At 44.0% G+C, this 15,486-nt stretch carries 11 protein-coding genes and 3 pseudogenes; 5 read left to right on the top strand and 9 right to left on the bottom strand.

Annotated features, from left to right (window positions below; all coding sequences use genetic code 11):
- From QZF50_RS18830 to QZF50_RS18810, 5 genes are all read right to left on the bottom strand, one after another.
- Window positions 1-1,773: DEAD/DEAH box helicase (locus tag QZF50_RS18830; protein ID WP_290388946.1), on the bottom strand; the 1,773-nt coding region annotated here is incomplete at its 3' end.
- A 1-nt stretch (window position 1,774) separates the two neighbouring features.
- Window positions 1,775-2,716: a DUF1837 domain-containing protein gene (locus tag QZF50_RS18825; RefSeq protein ID WP_016809718.1), complete on the bottom strand. Its 942-nt coding sequence runs from the start codon at window positions 2,714-2,716 to the stop codon at window positions 1,775-1,777.
- 425 nt (window positions 2,717-3,141) lie between these two features.
- A complete protein-coding gene (locus QZF50_RS18820) occupies window positions 3,142-3,414 on the bottom strand; it encodes an ogr/Delta-like zinc finger family protein (protein ID WP_016809717.1) in 273 nt (90 codons plus the stop codon).
- A gap of 1 nt (window position 3,415) precedes the next feature.
- The gene (locus QZF50_RS18815; protein ID WP_016809716.1) at window positions 3,416-3,970 is read right to left on the bottom strand and encodes a phage polarity suppression protein; all 555 of its coding nucleotides are present in this window, start codon (window positions 3,968-3,970) and stop codon (window positions 3,416-3,418) included.
- On the bottom strand, window positions 3,967-4,719 hold the full coding sequence (locus tag QZF50_RS18810; RefSeq protein WP_061892510.1) for a septation initiation protein: 753 nt from the start codon (window positions 4,717-4,719) through the stop codon (window positions 3,967-3,969). The genes QZF50_RS18815 and QZF50_RS18810 overlap by 4 nt, the downstream gene beginning before the upstream one ends.
- Window positions 4,720-5,632: 913 nt before the next feature.
- Here QZF50_RS18810 and QZF50_RS18805 point away from each other — a divergent pair.
- From QZF50_RS18805 to QZF50_RS18785, 5 genes are read left to right on the top strand one after another with little or no spacing between them, the layout of a single operon-like run.
- Window positions 5,633-5,893, top strand: coding sequence for an AlpA family transcriptional regulator (locus QZF50_RS18805; protein ID WP_000543726.1), 261 nt, complete (start codon window positions 5,633-5,635; stop codon window positions 5,891-5,893).
- Window positions 5,890-6,444 (top strand): host cell division inhibitor Icd-like protein, encoded by a 555-nt coding sequence (locus QZF50_RS18800; protein ID WP_024190234.1) that lies wholly within the window; start codon window positions 5,890-5,892, stop codon window positions 6,442-6,444. Before QZF50_RS18805 ends, QZF50_RS18800 begins: the two co-directional genes overlap by 4 nt.
- A complete protein-coding gene (locus QZF50_RS18795) occupies window positions 6,444-6,668 on the top strand; it encodes a hypothetical protein (RefSeq protein WP_016809713.1) in 225 nt (74 codons plus the stop codon). Before QZF50_RS18800 ends, QZF50_RS18795 begins: the two co-directional genes overlap by 1 nt.
- Entirely contained in the window at window positions 6,665-6,988 is a 324-nt protein-coding gene (locus QZF50_RS18790; protein ID WP_016809712.1) for a DUF5375 family protein, read from the top strand. Before QZF50_RS18795 ends, QZF50_RS18790 begins: the two co-directional genes overlap by 4 nt.
- Window positions 6,989-7,002: 14 nt before the next feature.
- The gene (locus QZF50_RS18785) at window positions 7,003-9,336 is read left to right on the top strand and encodes a primase-helicase zinc-binding domain-containing protein (protein WP_290388945.1); all 2,334 of its coding nucleotides are present in this window, start codon (window positions 7,003-7,005) and stop codon (window positions 9,334-9,336) included.
- 479 nt (window positions 9,337-9,815) lie between these two features.
- On the opposite strand, the pseudogene QZF50_RS18780 reads toward QZF50_RS18785, so the two are convergent.
- The 4 genes and pseudogenes from QZF50_RS18780 to QZF50_RS18765 all read right to left on the bottom strand — a co-directional run bounded on the left by QZF50_RS18780 (window position 9,816) and on the right by QZF50_RS18765 (window position 15,361).
- Window positions 9,816-13,076, bottom strand: a pseudogene (locus tag QZF50_RS18780) (AIDA repeat-containing protein).
- Window positions 13,077-13,140: 64 nt separating this feature from the next.
- Window positions 13,141-13,260 carry a hypothetical protein gene (locus QZF50_RS18775; protein ID WP_000927517.1) on the bottom strand — a complete coding sequence of 40 codons (120 nt, stop codon included), beginning with the start codon at window positions 13,258-13,260 and terminating at the stop codon, window positions 13,141-13,143.
- Window positions 13,261-13,483: 223 nt separating this feature from the next.
- A pseudogene (locus QZF50_RS18770) lies at window positions 13,484-13,642 on the bottom strand (recombinase family protein); the annotation flags it as partial.
- 346 nt (window positions 13,643-13,988) lie between these two features.
- Window positions 13,989-15,361: pseudogene (locus tag QZF50_RS18765) on the bottom strand (DUF5507 domain-containing protein).
- Between the last annotated feature and the right edge of the window lie 125 nt (window positions 15,362-15,486).

Here is a 15,486-nt window from a genome sequence, read left to right as displayed (position 1 = left end):
ACATAAATAACTAAATAGACTCTGGAGATTAGGATTCCGCTCAGACATACCAAAATGATGCTCTGAAAAAATATAGGAAACCAACTTATCCATGTCATGGGAAATAGCATCCGTGGCGCGAGTTATAAATATATTTTTTTTGGTTTTTGGAGGCTCTCCATTCCAAATTTTTTCATTGTCGCTATCGATGCAGATGACATTACCTTGGAATTCTTTTCCCCAACGACCAGCTCTGCCAGCAAGATTCCAAAAATCCTCTTCTCGCATCGGGGTTGAATTACCCTTTTTAGGGCCTCTTATAAAAATATTTTTACAAGCCATGTTTACGCCCTCAACTAAAGTTGAGGTACAAATTAAAAAATCAATCTTACCTTTACTAAACAATCGTTCAATCTCGCCCTTTATTATTAAAGGCATGTTGCCATAATGAAAAGCGACTCTCTTTTTTAGAGTGCGATTTAATGCGAAATTTTTATGTATAATTGTCTCACTAAGCTCAACGAGAGCTAAAATTTCTTCATCCTCAGTCTCATTTTCTATACTTGCAGATATTAGCTTGGAAGTAGATTCTGCTTCAGCGGCTCCATTTACGTAAACTACGTTACCAGAAGCCCCCTTACCTAAACAAAGAGCTACAAAAGGCAATCTTTTACTTTCAGGAGATGGTGCATTTTCTAAAGAAAAGTTTCCTAACTCGCGTTTTTCACCGTTTGCAAAATAATACATCAACCAATCTTTGGTCTTGCGTGGTTTTTGTTCTACCCATATTAAATTTTGATTAACTGTAACATAGTCACTTTTTATAGTTCTTTTGTTTTTTAATATTGGAGCATCACTGAGCAATATTTCAGGATTTAAGGTGAAAGGACTTGCAAAGATAACTTTTGAATCAGGGTTATTTAGACAAGTCAGTTCAATTACATGTTGAAGAATAACACCTCTTCCACCATCACCGATCTTGTGTGCTTCATCAACAACTAAGACGTCTATCTTTGGAATTTGTGAGAAATGATTGTAGAATAAATTTAATCTTTCCTGTGTAAATATGAAGACATTAGATTTTTCGCTCTGGTATACATTACTCAATGGTAGTGTCTGAATATTAACTATATTTGTTAAATTAGGATCCAAACGTTTTTGCAACTCAGAATATACTTCTGAAATCAATGCCCTTGTTGGTACGATATAAATAACTAAGCAATTCTTATTTCTTTTTACAAACTGCTCCACCCAAGATTCCAGGATAAATGATTTTCCTACAGAGGTAGGAGCAGAGACACTAACCCATGAGTTTTCTTGTACCGCATCCCAAAACTCTGATTGAAACCTATTAGCATAAATATGCTTATCAGCATCTATTTCAATTGTATATAGAATTTTTCTTTTAGTTAGTTCTAACTGAGCCTTTAAGGGTAATCTTTCTTCGAAATCAGGGTTAAGATACCCCCTATTTTCAGCAAGTTGTATTGCTGGATTATTAGATAATGAATCAAGAATTAATGCAGCACTATCTTTTCTTGCTTCACTTTTTTCATTCAATAAGCAATACTGTGCAATCCTTAAGGCTGCATCTTGGCATTTCTCATCACTTGAGAAAGCCAAAGAACTAGCACATGTTAAAAGATAGCCGACATCCTCAGAACTAATCTGTGGGATTACATCTGATTTTAACTCTGGAAATTGATCTTTTATCGAGTTAGCGACTAATGCCTGATATTTTCTTAAGAATCCTTGATTCTTAATCAACCACCCAGATAAATCTCGCAACGACATTTCAACTCTCCAATGCTTTAATTAAACTAGCCCTAAATGCTTTTACTGAAGGAAAAGGAAGAATAAAAACATGCATAGCAAAGCGATCAAGTTTTTTATTAACTATACCACCTTGCACACTAGTTGACCATTTCCCGACTTTAGTATTAATCAAAGCAACTAGTTCACTGATATCAATTGAACTGGGCCCTTGTGGATAATCTTTAAGATCAAACCCAACTAAGCATATTCCTCTGTATTCCAATTTATTAAAATCCGGGCTATCAGGATCTAAGAATCTTTTCAACGCTTGTTCTAGTTCTATATCATCAACATTTAAGTGCGACTCCAGCAACTGCATATCACGTGTCTCAGCGCCTTCTATTCCCATAGAACTTTGAAGTAATGGAGCTATACTATCCATACACTCAGAAATACCTTTGCTCAGATTGGAATAGAGTTTAGACTCGCCCCAGTATAAACATAATTTTTTATTATCTTTATCTACGCCTATATGTATTCCATCTGCACCATGGTAATGCATTTGAGAACTCGTTTTCAGGCTCATTTTGCAAATAATTTGTGGAAATCTAAGGAATTGCTCTGCAAATAAAAAAAGAATAAATTCACCGCCTTCGCCACTATTTGCAAGCCTAGTAAATAATTTTTTTGCTTGATTTGCTAATTTTGTTATTTTCGCTGTTGATTGTGTTTCATTAAAATATTGCACTGCCTCATTGATTTTTTTCCTTGGAATAGCATAATCAACTACTTTATCGTTCAAGAATTGGATTAACGCGTCTACCCGAGGACGTCCATTGCCATCAAGATTAAGGCAATGAAAATGACAAGTTGCATTTGTATTTTCAATCAATGAATTAACTTTAACTTCACTAAAATAACTATTTAGTGTTTGACCATCATCTCTAATCAGATTTTCAAGCGCGACATGCAGTGCATCCATGAGTAGGTCCTTGCATATTTTATTTTCCTCATCATTTGCAATATATACTTATTTCAATAGCTTGCAACATTTTTACTCGACAATGATACTTACACCACACTCGCTGCTTAAAATCATTGTTATCGCTTTAACGTGATAAACGATTCTTTCAATCAGGTACTCATTGAAAGTTAAAAGTTACTTTGACCATACACAGCGTGCGCTGCCCCGCCCGCCTGCCCGCTTCGCTTAACAGACTGGTTTTCATGCACCCCGTAAATCGTCTCAGAAGCCACCACACAAGGGCTTTCGCGTCAAAAATGGCGCATGAGACTCATGCGTTTTCATGCGCTATAGATATGCACTCATACGCCTTCAGGCCAGCCAGGGAAAAGGCGTAAAAAATCCCGGTACTGGACCGGGACTACGTGGGCGTATTTTGCTAATCAGACAGGAATTAGCTGACGGCTTGACAGCTTTGACGCGGAGCCATAGCGGTTGAGAGTTTGCTGTTGTTTTTCTGGCATTTGTTCTTTGTCTGATTCCTGTTCATTGCGCCAAGGCTTCATAATTATCGTATCCACGCTTTCCAGAGCGGTAAATGTGCAGGAACATTCCAGATTCTGGCACTGATACCATGAGCGTTTAACCGATGGAGCTTCATAGGCGCTGGTTCTGGCGTGAGCGACCGTCCCACATTCAGGACACTTCAGGGCCATATCAGTACCCTCCTTTTTCATTAAGTCGGTTAAGGCGGGCCAGGAAAACTTTATGTTGTGCCGGGGTGAAACTGGTTGAAGCATCAGCGTACATTGATGCATCCACCGTTAATCCGGTTTCGTCGATAATGCTCTTGTATGCTGCTGAAATTACCGGAGTACGCACTTCCGTTTGTCGGGCTACAGCGGTTCGTAATATTTTCATTGCCGCCTCAAGCCCGTATGGAGCGCAAAGAAAAGGAGCCAGTGCGTCAGTGAGTGCATCACCATGCTCGCTCATGAAGTTTTCCGTTGCGCTTGTAACACAACTCTCCAGCACAATCTGGTGAGCATAAAGACCATCCCGTGCAGCACAGTTAATCTGCCATTCGAGGACAGCAAGACGCTCACGAAGCTCCTCAAGCTGGCTGGCATATGCTGCCGGTTTTTCTTCAGTATTCAGCAGAGCCGCCAGACGAAGCTGGTAGGTACTTTGCGTATTACGTAGTGTCAGCCAGCTTTTTATCGCCGAGCGGTAATCGTTGAGAGCTTCCTGAGTAATGGTTCCGGCATTCATTTCTTCTCGCCCCCTTTAACCATGTCACGCTGTTTAAGCATCCGTGAACGCGCTGCAGGGCTGGGGGATTGTCTGGCATCCTGGATGGCTTTATCGTCCGCATAAATGCTGATCCCCGGCAGGGTAATATCATCCGTTGAAGATACGTTACAGGACAGTACCGGAGTGGTGAGTTGCTCGCTGATAAATTGCTTCAGCACACTTTCGGGGTCGTTTACGGTATGAACTACACCGATAACAGCAGAAGCGCTTCGGCCCAGAGTCATTTTCAACAGTCCAAGGATCTGAATAAGTTTCTGGCCGTGTTCCTTCATAAACTCATTCCAGAGCCACACTGCATGAGTTTCAATCAGGCGATTATGTTCGCTGATGTAGTGGTTTGCAGCATCCGCAGTTTTCCAGGGCAGGAATTCATTTTCTGCCACCTGAGCTGCCAGCAAATCTTCGAACTCATCCAGTGTTTCGCGTCCGAGGGCGATTTCTGCCCGCAGTTTTTTCATGCGTGGTGTCATATTTCCCTGATTCTCACGAAACAGGTTTCGCCATTCATCATTAAGCGCCTGCGTTTCCGTTTTTGTATCTTCCTGACGTTTACGGATAGTTTCAATCATTGCAGCAGCTTCAGTTTGTTTTCGCCGTTCTTCCTGCCAGACAGCTTTTGCTGCCTTAACTTTTTCCACCGCTTCGCGAATTTTCGGCGGGAGGGAGGATGTAATGTTTGCATCAGAGATCTGGTTAACAGTAGTCATGAATGCTCCGGTAGTGTTTTGTTGTCGTGTCAATTGTGCCGATGCCCATACAAGCGCACTACCGAGGGGGATTGTGTCAGTGACAGAACAATGACCTTGTTCTGGCTAGCCAGAGAAATGTGTCATGTCTGATCTTCAACTTTCCTTTAATAAATACTATTCACTACTGTTCACTTTGATAAAAAAATTGATAATACAGCTAGTTAAGAGGTGAAGGGTTGACAAGGCAGTATTCAGTGACTGTTCATGAGTGTTCATCGGAAGGTAGCGTGATTTATGATTTTTTTTCATCAAAAGTGAAATTTTTATTCCGAATGATTATTTCATTATTGTTCCTCACAACTATTCACCACTCTTCAGTAGTATTCAACAGATGATGAAATAGACGATTTTTCTTTGCCGGGAAATAACATGATTCCCCCCTTTCCCTGGTGTTGCATTTCAATCTGATTTTTATAAAACTAGAACTGCTCGGTCTTTTATGAATTTATTTGGATATATTTTTAGGTTAAGAATGCGTGGTTATTGATTTTATGCGGTTCTAATTCTTCTGAGCTTGATGCAATTCATGAGTATATCCTGAAGTTAGGTTTGCAATGTAAAGCCATATGTAGAAATTGTGCATCCCTGCTGAATGGGTTGCGGTTTCAGTACCATTAAGTTCTATGACTTATGGGGTAGTAACCCCTGGATGAAAGTTAGTTCCTATTAATGTCCCTGTATTTATAGTTCGCAGACATAATATCTATCATGCCATTTTATGTGGTTTGATATAGTTTTAAATTCCATTAAATCAATATGTGACGCTAAATAAATAATGGGTGCGTAAGCGAGAAATATATACATAATAAGGAACTACCTGAATCCGGGGGGATTTATCCGGACTGATGAAGGAATTAAAGAGGGTAGATAAATGCATGATATTTCTGTTTCTGCGCCAGCTCCGGCTGCGCCATTATTTCCTGTGCTGAACCAGCATGAGCGATTTTTACGTCTTCCCGAGGTGATGCATTTATGCGGCTTGTCCCGCTCAACTATATACGACCTGATAAGCCGCGATGCTTTCCCGAAGCAGATCCCGCTTGGTGGTAAAAATGTTGCCTGGGCACAGTCAGAGGTAAGCGCATGGATGGCGGATCGTATAAGTGCCCGCGGACGGGGATGTGATGCATAATGATGCCTGAACGCATTAATCCCCATTTTTCTGGCTTGCATCCTGCAGTCATTTCCAGGTATAGTTTTTCCGCTGCCGCAAAATCGGCAGCCGGAATTGGCGTTCCGCGAAACTCAATGGCGACACCAGACGCGCCAAGCGTCTTTTTTTTCGTCGAAGCTCTGGCACACCCATTTTCCAGGCTGTGGTGTTTATGCGTACACCGTGGTTCTTTCGAGATAATGGCAGTCCGGGCGGGGCAGCCTTCGGGCTGGCCGGTATCCATTGAGGCCGGTTACGCCAACCCCGTTCGGGCTGCCACCAGTGAAATTGGCGTTTCCGGTGGTAGCAATAACCGCTACTCAATGGAGGCTGCCATCATGGCTACAACCCTCACCCCGTTTTACCCGCAATATGTCTTTGTGCTTGCCGCAATCCGCCGTGCTGACACTCAACCCCGCATCTGTATGCTTCGCACCGTGGCCTGCGATGAGCGCTTTGCACGCCTTTCGCTGGTCCGTGATTATGTGCTCTCCCTTTCTGCACGGCTGCCTGCCGGGGAGGTGATGTGATGAATCACGCCGCAATTTCTTATGACGATATTGTCCGCCTCAAGCATCTTCGTAACGTGGGGGAATTTGTCACCGGAATGGCTGTTCTTCAGGACTGCTATGAAAAACCTGCAGGTGCTCAATGTGAGCAACTGGTTTCCCTGATTTATCTGATGACAGAACAGCTTGATGGCGTGGTACAGCGTTGCCAGGATGACCTGATGAACAAGGAGGTGGTGCAATGAAATCACGCACTCTTCCCCTCTCACTTCGGCTGGCGTTATATCGCCGCGCGGTTGCCTGCGCCTGGCTGAGTATCTGCCATCAGCACAACCGCCACCTGCAGCTCACTCTGGATGAAATTGAAACCGCCATTGCCCGTGAGCTTGAAGGTTTTTATCTGCGACAGCACGGGCAAACAAAAGGCATGGAAATCGCCTGCGCCCTGCTTTCAGACCTGATGGAATCCGGTCCTCTAATGTCCTGCCCCGCACTCTCCCAGCTCGGAATAGCCGTAATGGATGAGTTATGCGTCCGTCACATTATAAAGCCGGTTTTACACTGAGGGAGAACTGCATCATGTCAGGAATGAAAGTCAGTCAGGCCGTGAAGGCTGCCCGCGGTCACTGGGCGCGGATTTTGCCAGCGCTGGGTATGAACATACTGAAAAATCGCCATCAGCCTTGTCCGGTCTGCGCCGGTAAAGATCGTTTTCGCTTCGACGATCTGGAAGGACGTGGAACATGGTTCTGCAACCAGTGCGGGGCTGGGGACGGTTTAGCGCTTGTCAGCAAGGTACTGAATGTGGATATCAGTGAAGCAGCAGACAGGATACATGGACTGACACATAGTCTGTCTTCAGCCTCTTCTGGAGTCTGGACGTCAACCGCAGATACAGATGGCGGGAAACAGGCGGCAGCAGCACTTGCCGCGCGACTACTGCAAGCCTCGCGTGAATCTGCCGGAAATACTTATCTTACACATAAAGGTTTCCCGGAGCATATTTGCCATGAGCTGACTTCAGGTCATAAAACCGGTGGGGTGATGTTCCACCCCGGTGATTTGATCGTCCCGCTCTATAACGCTGACGGGGAACTGGTGAATATTCAGCTTATCAGTGGCAATGGTAGCAAGTGTTTTCTTAAAGGAGGTCAGGTTAAGGAGGCCTATCATCTGATAGAAGGGGGCGGGAGTTCTGTAAGAAGGATGTGGATTGCGGAAGGTTACGCCACGGCGCTTACCATTCGTCATCTGACAGGAGAAGCCGTCATGGTGGCATTTTCGTCGGTCAACTTTCTTTCTCTGGCCAGCGTTGCCCATAACAAGTATCCGGGATATCAGTTAATTATTGCAGCGGACCGCGATCTGAATGGTTCAGGCCAGAACAGGGCTGAAACTGCTGCAAAAGCGTGTCAGTGTGACATTGTGCTGCCACCGGTTTTTGGTGACTGGAATGATGCGCTTACCCAATACGGAGAGGAATCCACCCGGAAGGCAATTCTTGAGGCTTTGAAGCCACATAACGCCAGTCCTTTCGACACAATGAGTGAAGCAGAATTCACAGCGATGAGTGTCAGCGAAAAAGCTCAGAGGGTTCGGGAGCATTACAGGGATGCACTGGCGGTTGATCCGAACGGGCAGCTTTTATCCCGCTACGAGTCTGGAGCGTGGAAAGTGATTTCTCAGTCAGATTTTGCCCGAGATGTCGCAGCCCTTTTCCAGCGCCTCGGTGCACCGTTTTCCTCAGGAAAAATTGCTTCACTGGTGGAAACATTAAAGTTAATTGTTCCGCAGCAGCAAAATCCGGCACGTCATCTGATCGGTTTTCGTAATGGCGTCCTCGATACGCGAACAGGGCTGTTTAGTCCGCACTGTAAAGAGAACTGGCTGCGTACCCTGTGTGAAGTCGATTTCACGCCACCGGTAGAGGGGGAAACGCTTGAAACTCATGCCCCGGCATTCTGGCGCTGGCTGGACCGGGCTGCCGGACACAAGCCAGAAAAACGCGACATTATTCTTGCGGCGTTATTTATGGTGCTGGCGAATCGCTATGACTGGCAGCTCTTTCTGGAAGTGACTGGCCCTGGTGGAAGTGGCAAAAGTATTCTGGCTGAAATTGCGACCATGCTTGCTGGAGAGGATAACGCCACCTCTGCGACCATTGAAACGCTGGAGTCCCCGCGAGAACGTGCGGCTCTGATAGGTTTTTCTCTTATTCGCCTGCCTGATCAGGAGAAGTGGAGCGGCGACGGCGCCGGGCTTAAGGCTATAACTGGTGGCGATGCGGTATCGGTGGACCCCAAATTTCAGAATGCTTATTCAACACATATTCCGGCGGTTATCCTGGCCGTAAATAATAATCCTATGCGCTTCACTGATCGCAGTGGTGGTGTGTCCCGCAGGAGAGTTATTCTGCATTTTCCTGAGCAGATAGCACCGGAAGAACGCGATCCGCAGCTGAAAGATAAAATTGCACGAGAACTGGCTGTGATTGTTCGCCAGCTCATGCAGCGTTTCAGCGATCCGATGAGCGCCAGAACATTGCTTCAGTCGCAGCAGAATTCTGATGAGGCTCTCACCATCAAGCGTGATGCTGATCCAGCATTTGATTTTTGTGGCTATCTTGAGGCATTACCTGACACCAACGGCATGTTTATGGGGAACGCCAATATTGTCCCACGCCAGCCACGTACCTACCTTTACCATGCCTACCTCGTATACATGGAGGCTAATGGATATAAAAACACCCTGAGTCTTACGATGTTTGGCAAAGGGTTGCCAGTCATGCTGAAGGAGTACGGGCTACATTATGAGAAACGGCGAACTAATCAGGGAATGCAGACTAACCTCACTTTAAAAGAGGAAAGTAATGCAGACTGGCTACCCAAGTGCGATGAGCCAACAATCAAATAATTACAACTAACCCGGCTGATGCCGGGTTTTATTTTTGCTGGCACAAGAATGTAGAGTTATCTGTTCACTCTTCACCGTACAGTTAACTTCTATTTCCTTGATTTTGAATGGTAAAAATCCAAAGTGAACAGTGTGAACAATTTATTGAAAAAAGAGTTTTTTTGAATATAGAAGACCTATTTAGCGTGATTTTTTTAAAGTTCAATAAGTATTGCACCCCGCTATTGGTATACGCTTAGGTATACAAACAAAAACAACTTAAATAAATAACCAATTAAAACATAGATATAACATACAAATTCAGACTCCGCCAGCCCCAATCATGATTGGACGGTATAAGGACAACACCAATAAAAACAGGAAGTTAGCAGTCTCAGCAGGACACCGACCAGACGGTGAAGAGACATAAAAGGATACGCAAAGGAGCCGCGGCTCCTGGTGACATGAAAGCCCACAGATGTGGGCTTTTTCGTTGATGGTCAGAACGACCAGTTCACACCAGCTACCCCGTTCCACGGGGATTCCACACCGGCACCATGGCTATACCCCACCCCAAGATGCCCGCTTAACGTACTGCTGAATGAGGCTTTAATACCTGCCTGGTATATTCCACGTCTGCCCGACAAATCATTGACGAAATTACCGTCACTATTCACTTTCACCCGGTTATCATCGACAAATTCTTTGCGCACAGCCGCCTTCAGCCACGGCTCAACTTCCATACCGTTCCCCAGACGCATGTTGTAACTCAGCGTTGCACCCAGTTCACGATATAAACTGCGGGTATCGACTGATTTCGATTCCATGCCATTGGATAAATGATATTCAGGGTTATCAGCGGTGAACCCCCGTTAACGATGCATACGGCGTCAGGTTCCAGTTACCATCGGTAAATCGCATCCCGGTTTCAATGTGACCGCCCAGCCCGTTGCTGCGATAACTGCCGTTGGCGGCTCCACCGCTGCCAACCGTGGAGTCGCGAGCTTCGGTACCTGCTAATACCAATAAATTACCGCCATTTTCCAGCAACATATTGGTCGCTAAATTGCCGGAAATGGAAAAAGTGCCGTACTGGTGAGTACCGCTGATTTCAATACCGTTAGCCGTGCTCGTCTGGAGAGCGGCACCGCTGTTCTGGACGATATCTGTCGCTTTGCCATTATCGTTAACTGTCAGCGTACCGCCTTCATTGATCTTTGTTTTTATTGCCTCTCCGTTAGCTGAAACTGTTTGTATTCCGCCGTCGTTAATCGTTGTCTCATTCGCCACCCCCTCGACGATTTGTTCGCCGCCGGTGAGCGTCGTGCCTGTCGCAGTGGCTTTTGTTTTGACGATCTCCCGTCCGCCCGTATTGACCTGTGTTTTGTCAGAAGAGGTGTCTGACTCCATGGTTAACACGCCGCCATTTGCCAGCAGGATATTGTTCGCCGCACCCTGCTCGATGCTGAACGCGACGCCATCCGCGCGTGTTCCTGTGACCCGCGTCGCCCTGGTGGTTGCAACCAAAGCGTCCTGGCTACTCTGCTGTATCCCCGTTGCGCTGCCTTTCTCCCGCACATCGAGTGTGCCGCCGTCATTAAGCACCGAGTTTTCAGCCAGACCGCCCTCATTAACTACCTGTGAACACCCATTAATAATGGAACCTTCCGCTGTCCCGTTTGCCATAATTTGTTGTAGGCCAGAGACGATATCGGTATTGATTGCCTTACCATAATTCTGAACGGTTTGCGTGCCACCATTGATGTGTGTTTTCTCTGTTGACCCACCATCAACAATTTGTTCACCACTTTCGATATTTGCCTCAGTGGCTAATCCATATACCGTTTGCTTGCCACCTTTGATATTTGCTTTATCAGAAGTGGCACTGGCATATATTGTTTGGGTGCCAGCACTATTGAGTACAGTGCCAACATCTTTTCCATAAACATCCATTTTGCCGTTGGCATTAATAATCGTATCAACTGCCCGGGAACCAGTGACGACTGTTAATGAGCCAGCGTTTTCCAGCACTACATTTTTAGCTTCTGAATTCCTGATGTAGAAAGCATCACCATAACTGTTGGTTCCTTCGATAAGGGTTCCGGAAGTTGTGGAAGCAATTAATGCGCCGCCGGATTGTTGCTCAACATGCTTAGCCTCACCACCGTCCTGAACCTCCAGAACGCCACCATTATTAAGTCTGGTGGTATCTGTTTTAGCCTCCTTCTGGACAATCAGCTTACCGCCAGCATCAACGGTAGTATTTTTCGCCGAGGTTTTAGCCACTACCGTCAGTTCGCCGGTATTTTCCAGCACAACATAATTAGCCTCCCCTCCGGTAATAGTGAAGTGAGAGAGCTTGTTGTATCCTTCAATATCAGTCCCTGCGCCCGTGTTGGCAACTAAAGCACTGCCCGTCTCCTGGTTAACCCCATGTGCAATACCACCGGTATAGACAATCAGCGAGCCTCCGGCGCTAATATTGCTGCCAGTTGCCGTACCATCTTTCTCAACAACCTGCCGGCTCCCGGAGGATATAATTGTCGTGTCAGCTTTCCCGCCGCTCTTGATATTTTGCGTTCCGCCGTTGATATTGGTACCCGTGGCAATACCATGATTATTAATATTCTGTGTACCACCATTGATTATGGTATTGGTCGCGTTTCCGGTAACATCCATTACCCCGCCGTTATCTATTCGGGTCGCATCAGCTTTAGCATTCGTTAAAACTGACATTGTTCCTTTATCTTTAATAATCGTCTTGTTTGCCGAACCATATGCGTTTATGTCTAAATGACCACCGTTTTCCAGCAACACATTGTCTGCCACGTGATTGTGGATGGAGAATGCACCTTCACTATTCGTACCGCTCACCGTCGTACCGTTAGTGTTTGTTTTTAAAATTGCACCATCGTGCTGGGTAACATTTGTTGCCGTACCACCACTAACATCAAGCACGCCACCGGAATAAACTTCAATAACATCCGAGGAGCTGGTGTAATCAACAATTTGCGTACCACCAGAATAGATCTGAGTATTTTTGCCGTTGACTTATTATTCAGAGACTGAGTTCCACCTTCAATCGTCGTGTCCAGCGCATGGCTTTCATATACTCTTTGCTCACCGCCATTTTTAATGGTGGTTGTTCCTACTGTGCTCTGTTCAACATACTGTCGTCCACCATTTATGATTGTGTTCGTTGCAATACTTCCTTGCGTGATGTCCTGATAACCGGACTTATTTATCGTTGTACCATCAACATGCCCCTGAGTTGTTACTTTCTGCCCTCCACCATCAATGATGGTTCCATTCGCAGTCCCCCCACTTATGTGTGAATTACCACCCTTAATTGTCGTTCCATTGCTGATACCACCTGTATAAACGTCCTGATTGCCACTGTCGATTATCGTACCGGTGGAAATGCCCCCGTCATGAATTGTCTGTCTTCCTCCGTTAATGGTTGTATTATTAGCCTGCCCCACAAAATTGTTATGACTTCCTACATCTTGATATCCACCCGATTCAATAAGACTTCCATTAGATACCCCGCCATGAACATTCTGCTGGCCATGGTTGATAATATGAGTGTTATTTGTTGTACCTCGTTCATCTACTCTTTGGCTGCCATCTACAGTCTCATCGTTTACCACACCAATAACATCAGGAGTGAAGGCCGTCATCCCAGGCGGGGCATATATCAAGGCAGATATCAATAAGGAAAGTACTGAGCGGCGACAATAATGGGGACTGGTCCTGTTCATAAATTTCATCCTCTGAAAAGTGAATACTGAGTAGCGTTTAAGCGACCTTAGCTCTGCTGCAACATCAGCCCACAGGCACCAGACCAGGGGATTCATCCTGAAGAGACAGCGCAAGTGTATTGTGTTCACCGCTCATCAAAGACATCATGATGAAATGATGATATTCCACATAAGAAAGAAGCATTTTTTAAACGCAGTGCGCTGAAGTATGGTTGGATAAAAAAGTCAATCTATTCAGGGAATACGGGGGTATTCTTTTCTTTCGACAATCAGGCCGTCGGCAAAATAAAATGATTTACATAATCGTTTCTGATGAATATCTTCTGCTCACATAAAAATAACACAATAACTTTGAGATCGCAGATTCTTTTACTTTTACAGCATTCGTCCCCCCATTGTTGGGCAAATATAGATTGGGCCAGAGCACGAAAGTTAATACCACGTTTGCACAGCTCCTCCAACAGCACGACAAGATGCCACATACTGCGCCCCAGTCGGTTCGGTTTACAGACTACCCGTGCGTCCACCGCCGATAATGTCCTGAGCAGTTTTTTCAGTCCGGACCTCCTGCCACGGTTTTACGTTGAAGAGGTAACCCTGAGCACGCAGTTCATCAGTCAGGCGTGGTGTACCGTAACCCTATTATTGATGGGTAAGATCAAAAAAACTTTCAGGCAGCTAAGGAAAGTTGAACCAGACATTAGAATAAATATTTCAACCAATTACAGCACCAATTCAGACACCGCCAGCTCAACAAATAAATCAAGGGGTTACGTGAAAGCGTAGCCCCTTTTTCTTTGGTAGTGGCAGCAAAATGGTTGTAGTGTAAAAAATAATCCCGTTTAATCAATCAATAATACATATTGTTTCAATCTACGTTATTATCTCTTTGTAAAAATAGCCATTTATTAATCATTGAAAACTGCTTTTAGAACTTGATACAACGGGACTAGTCACAACAGGACTATTCTCAACGGGATCATCCTCAGAGGAACTATCATCAAAGTCATCATCCATAAATAAAATATCATCGAATGGTGCCACGCCCGTGATGAGTTTTATTTTATTATTACGATCAGTCAAGACTCCACTTAAACCGTTTTCGCTCACAGGTTTTAATGATTTTTCATTACTCTTGTTGTAAGCAGGCGCATTAAAAATACACGGAGTATCAAGATCAAACAATGACGTTCCCCAGTTCACATATTGAATATCATAGTTACTGAAGTTCTGTCCAGAAAAGAAGCATCCCTTAAAATCCAATCCACCTAAATTATATAAACCATCCTCTTCTTTTTGGAGAGTAATGTTAATTTTGGCTATCTCCCGGACATCATCGCCATTTTTATATTTGAATACCGTTTCAAGATTTTCCCCACACAGTTTGACTTCTGGAAATAATTTGAAATCAAAGCCTATATTATTATGTATCAACGTAGATGAACAAAAGATGGAGAAAGCTTGCAGTGCTGAATTATAGCTTTCGATTTTATCCTGAGGCTGCGCTCTTGGTAAAAACTCATAGCAACATTCATAAAAATTAAGTAGAAACTCTGAAGACCTTCCATTTTTATCAAATAATATCCCCTTGAACTCATTCACAAACGCATCTTTTTTTTCTTGAATATCTATGGGGTGTTCCTTTGACTCTGACAAAGATGAAATCTCATCTATTTTTTTTCATATGAATTACGTGATTCCATACAGACATTTGGCGGCGTTTCTAAAATAACACTACGCGTACTACTTGGCTTAAGTAAACCAACATGAAAATCACTTTTTCTTATATTATCGAAAAGGTTCTGTTCATTTCTTTTAACGCATTCAAAAAACTGATCGTCATTATTTTTATTCGATAATTTTTTAGTTTCAGAAAACACATTTTCATTGTTTTCCAGCTTTAGTTTAATGAGAAGATTTTCCCAGACCTGCTTGCTTAAACATATTACGTCAGGCTCACCAGAACTAACTAACTCGTGATTATTATTAAAGTGTACGTTGAATACCTTTAAGTTATTTTCACCAACTTCATATTTAATACGTTTTAATTGTTCTCCAACTCCCATAATGACAAAGGCGTTGCCTTCATGATATATACATTCAGACATCATTTTTTGTAAAGTTTCAAGAGCACCGCGATACGTCTCTGATGCAGCTTCCTTACAAATTAATTTTAAAATACTATGAGCTAGTAGCTCCATGTGTTTAGAAGATTTATTTTCATTATAACTTCCACTACCCAAAACTGCGCTAGCGTTAAATCCGTTGCTTTTACTAACTAACATTGTCTATTCCTCAATTAATGTCTACATGGCTATTTTTAATGTTATTACTGTTTGTCACTATAAAAAAACGCTCATTTGAGAAAATTACTGATATTAACTGCTACACTTGCTACGCATGGAACTTT

This window comes from uncultured Escherichia sp. (assembly GCF_948475835.1).
In the GTDB taxonomy this organism is placed as follows: Bacteria; Pseudomonadota; Gammaproteobacteria; order Enterobacterales; family Enterobacteriaceae; genus ECMA0423.
The sequence above is the reverse complement of the archived record's forward strand: the minus strand, read 5'-3'. Positions and strand labels throughout refer to the sequence as shown.

Bases quoted from the DNA above. Each gene is read 5' to 3' on its own strand.
- QZF50_RS18825 (WP_016809718.1), bottom strand. From the start codon at position 2,716: ATGGATGCACTGCATGTCGCGCTTGAAAATCTGATTAGAGATGATGGT.
- QZF50_RS18820 (WP_016809717.1), bottom strand. From the start codon at position 3,414: ATGGCCCTGAAGTGTCCTGAATGTGGGACGGTCGCTCACGCCAGAACC.
- QZF50_RS18815 (WP_016809716.1), bottom strand. From the start codon at position 3,970: ATGAATGCCGGAACCATTACTCAGGAAGCTCTCAACGATTACCGCTCG.
- QZF50_RS18810 (WP_061892510.1), bottom strand. From the start codon at position 4,719: ATGACTACTGTTAACCAGATCTCTGATGCAAACATTACATCCTCCCTC.
- QZF50_RS18805 (WP_000543726.1), top strand. From the start codon at position 5,633: ATGCATGATATTTCTGTTTCTGCGCCAGCTCCGGCTGCGCCATTATTT.
- QZF50_RS18795 (WP_016809713.1), top strand. From the start codon at position 6,444: ATGAATCACGCCGCAATTTCTTATGACGATATTGTCCGCCTCAAGCAT.
- QZF50_RS18790 (WP_016809712.1), top strand. From the start codon at position 6,665: ATGAAATCACGCACTCTTCCCCTCTCACTTCGGCTGGCGTTATATCGC.
- QZF50_RS18785 (WP_290388945.1), top strand. From the start codon at position 7,003: ATGTCAGGAATGAAAGTCAGTCAGGCCGTGAAGGCTGCCCGCGGTCAC.
- QZF50_RS18775 (WP_000927517.1), bottom strand. From the start codon at position 13,260: ATGCTTCTTTCTTATGTGGAATATCATCATTTCATCATGATGTCTTTG.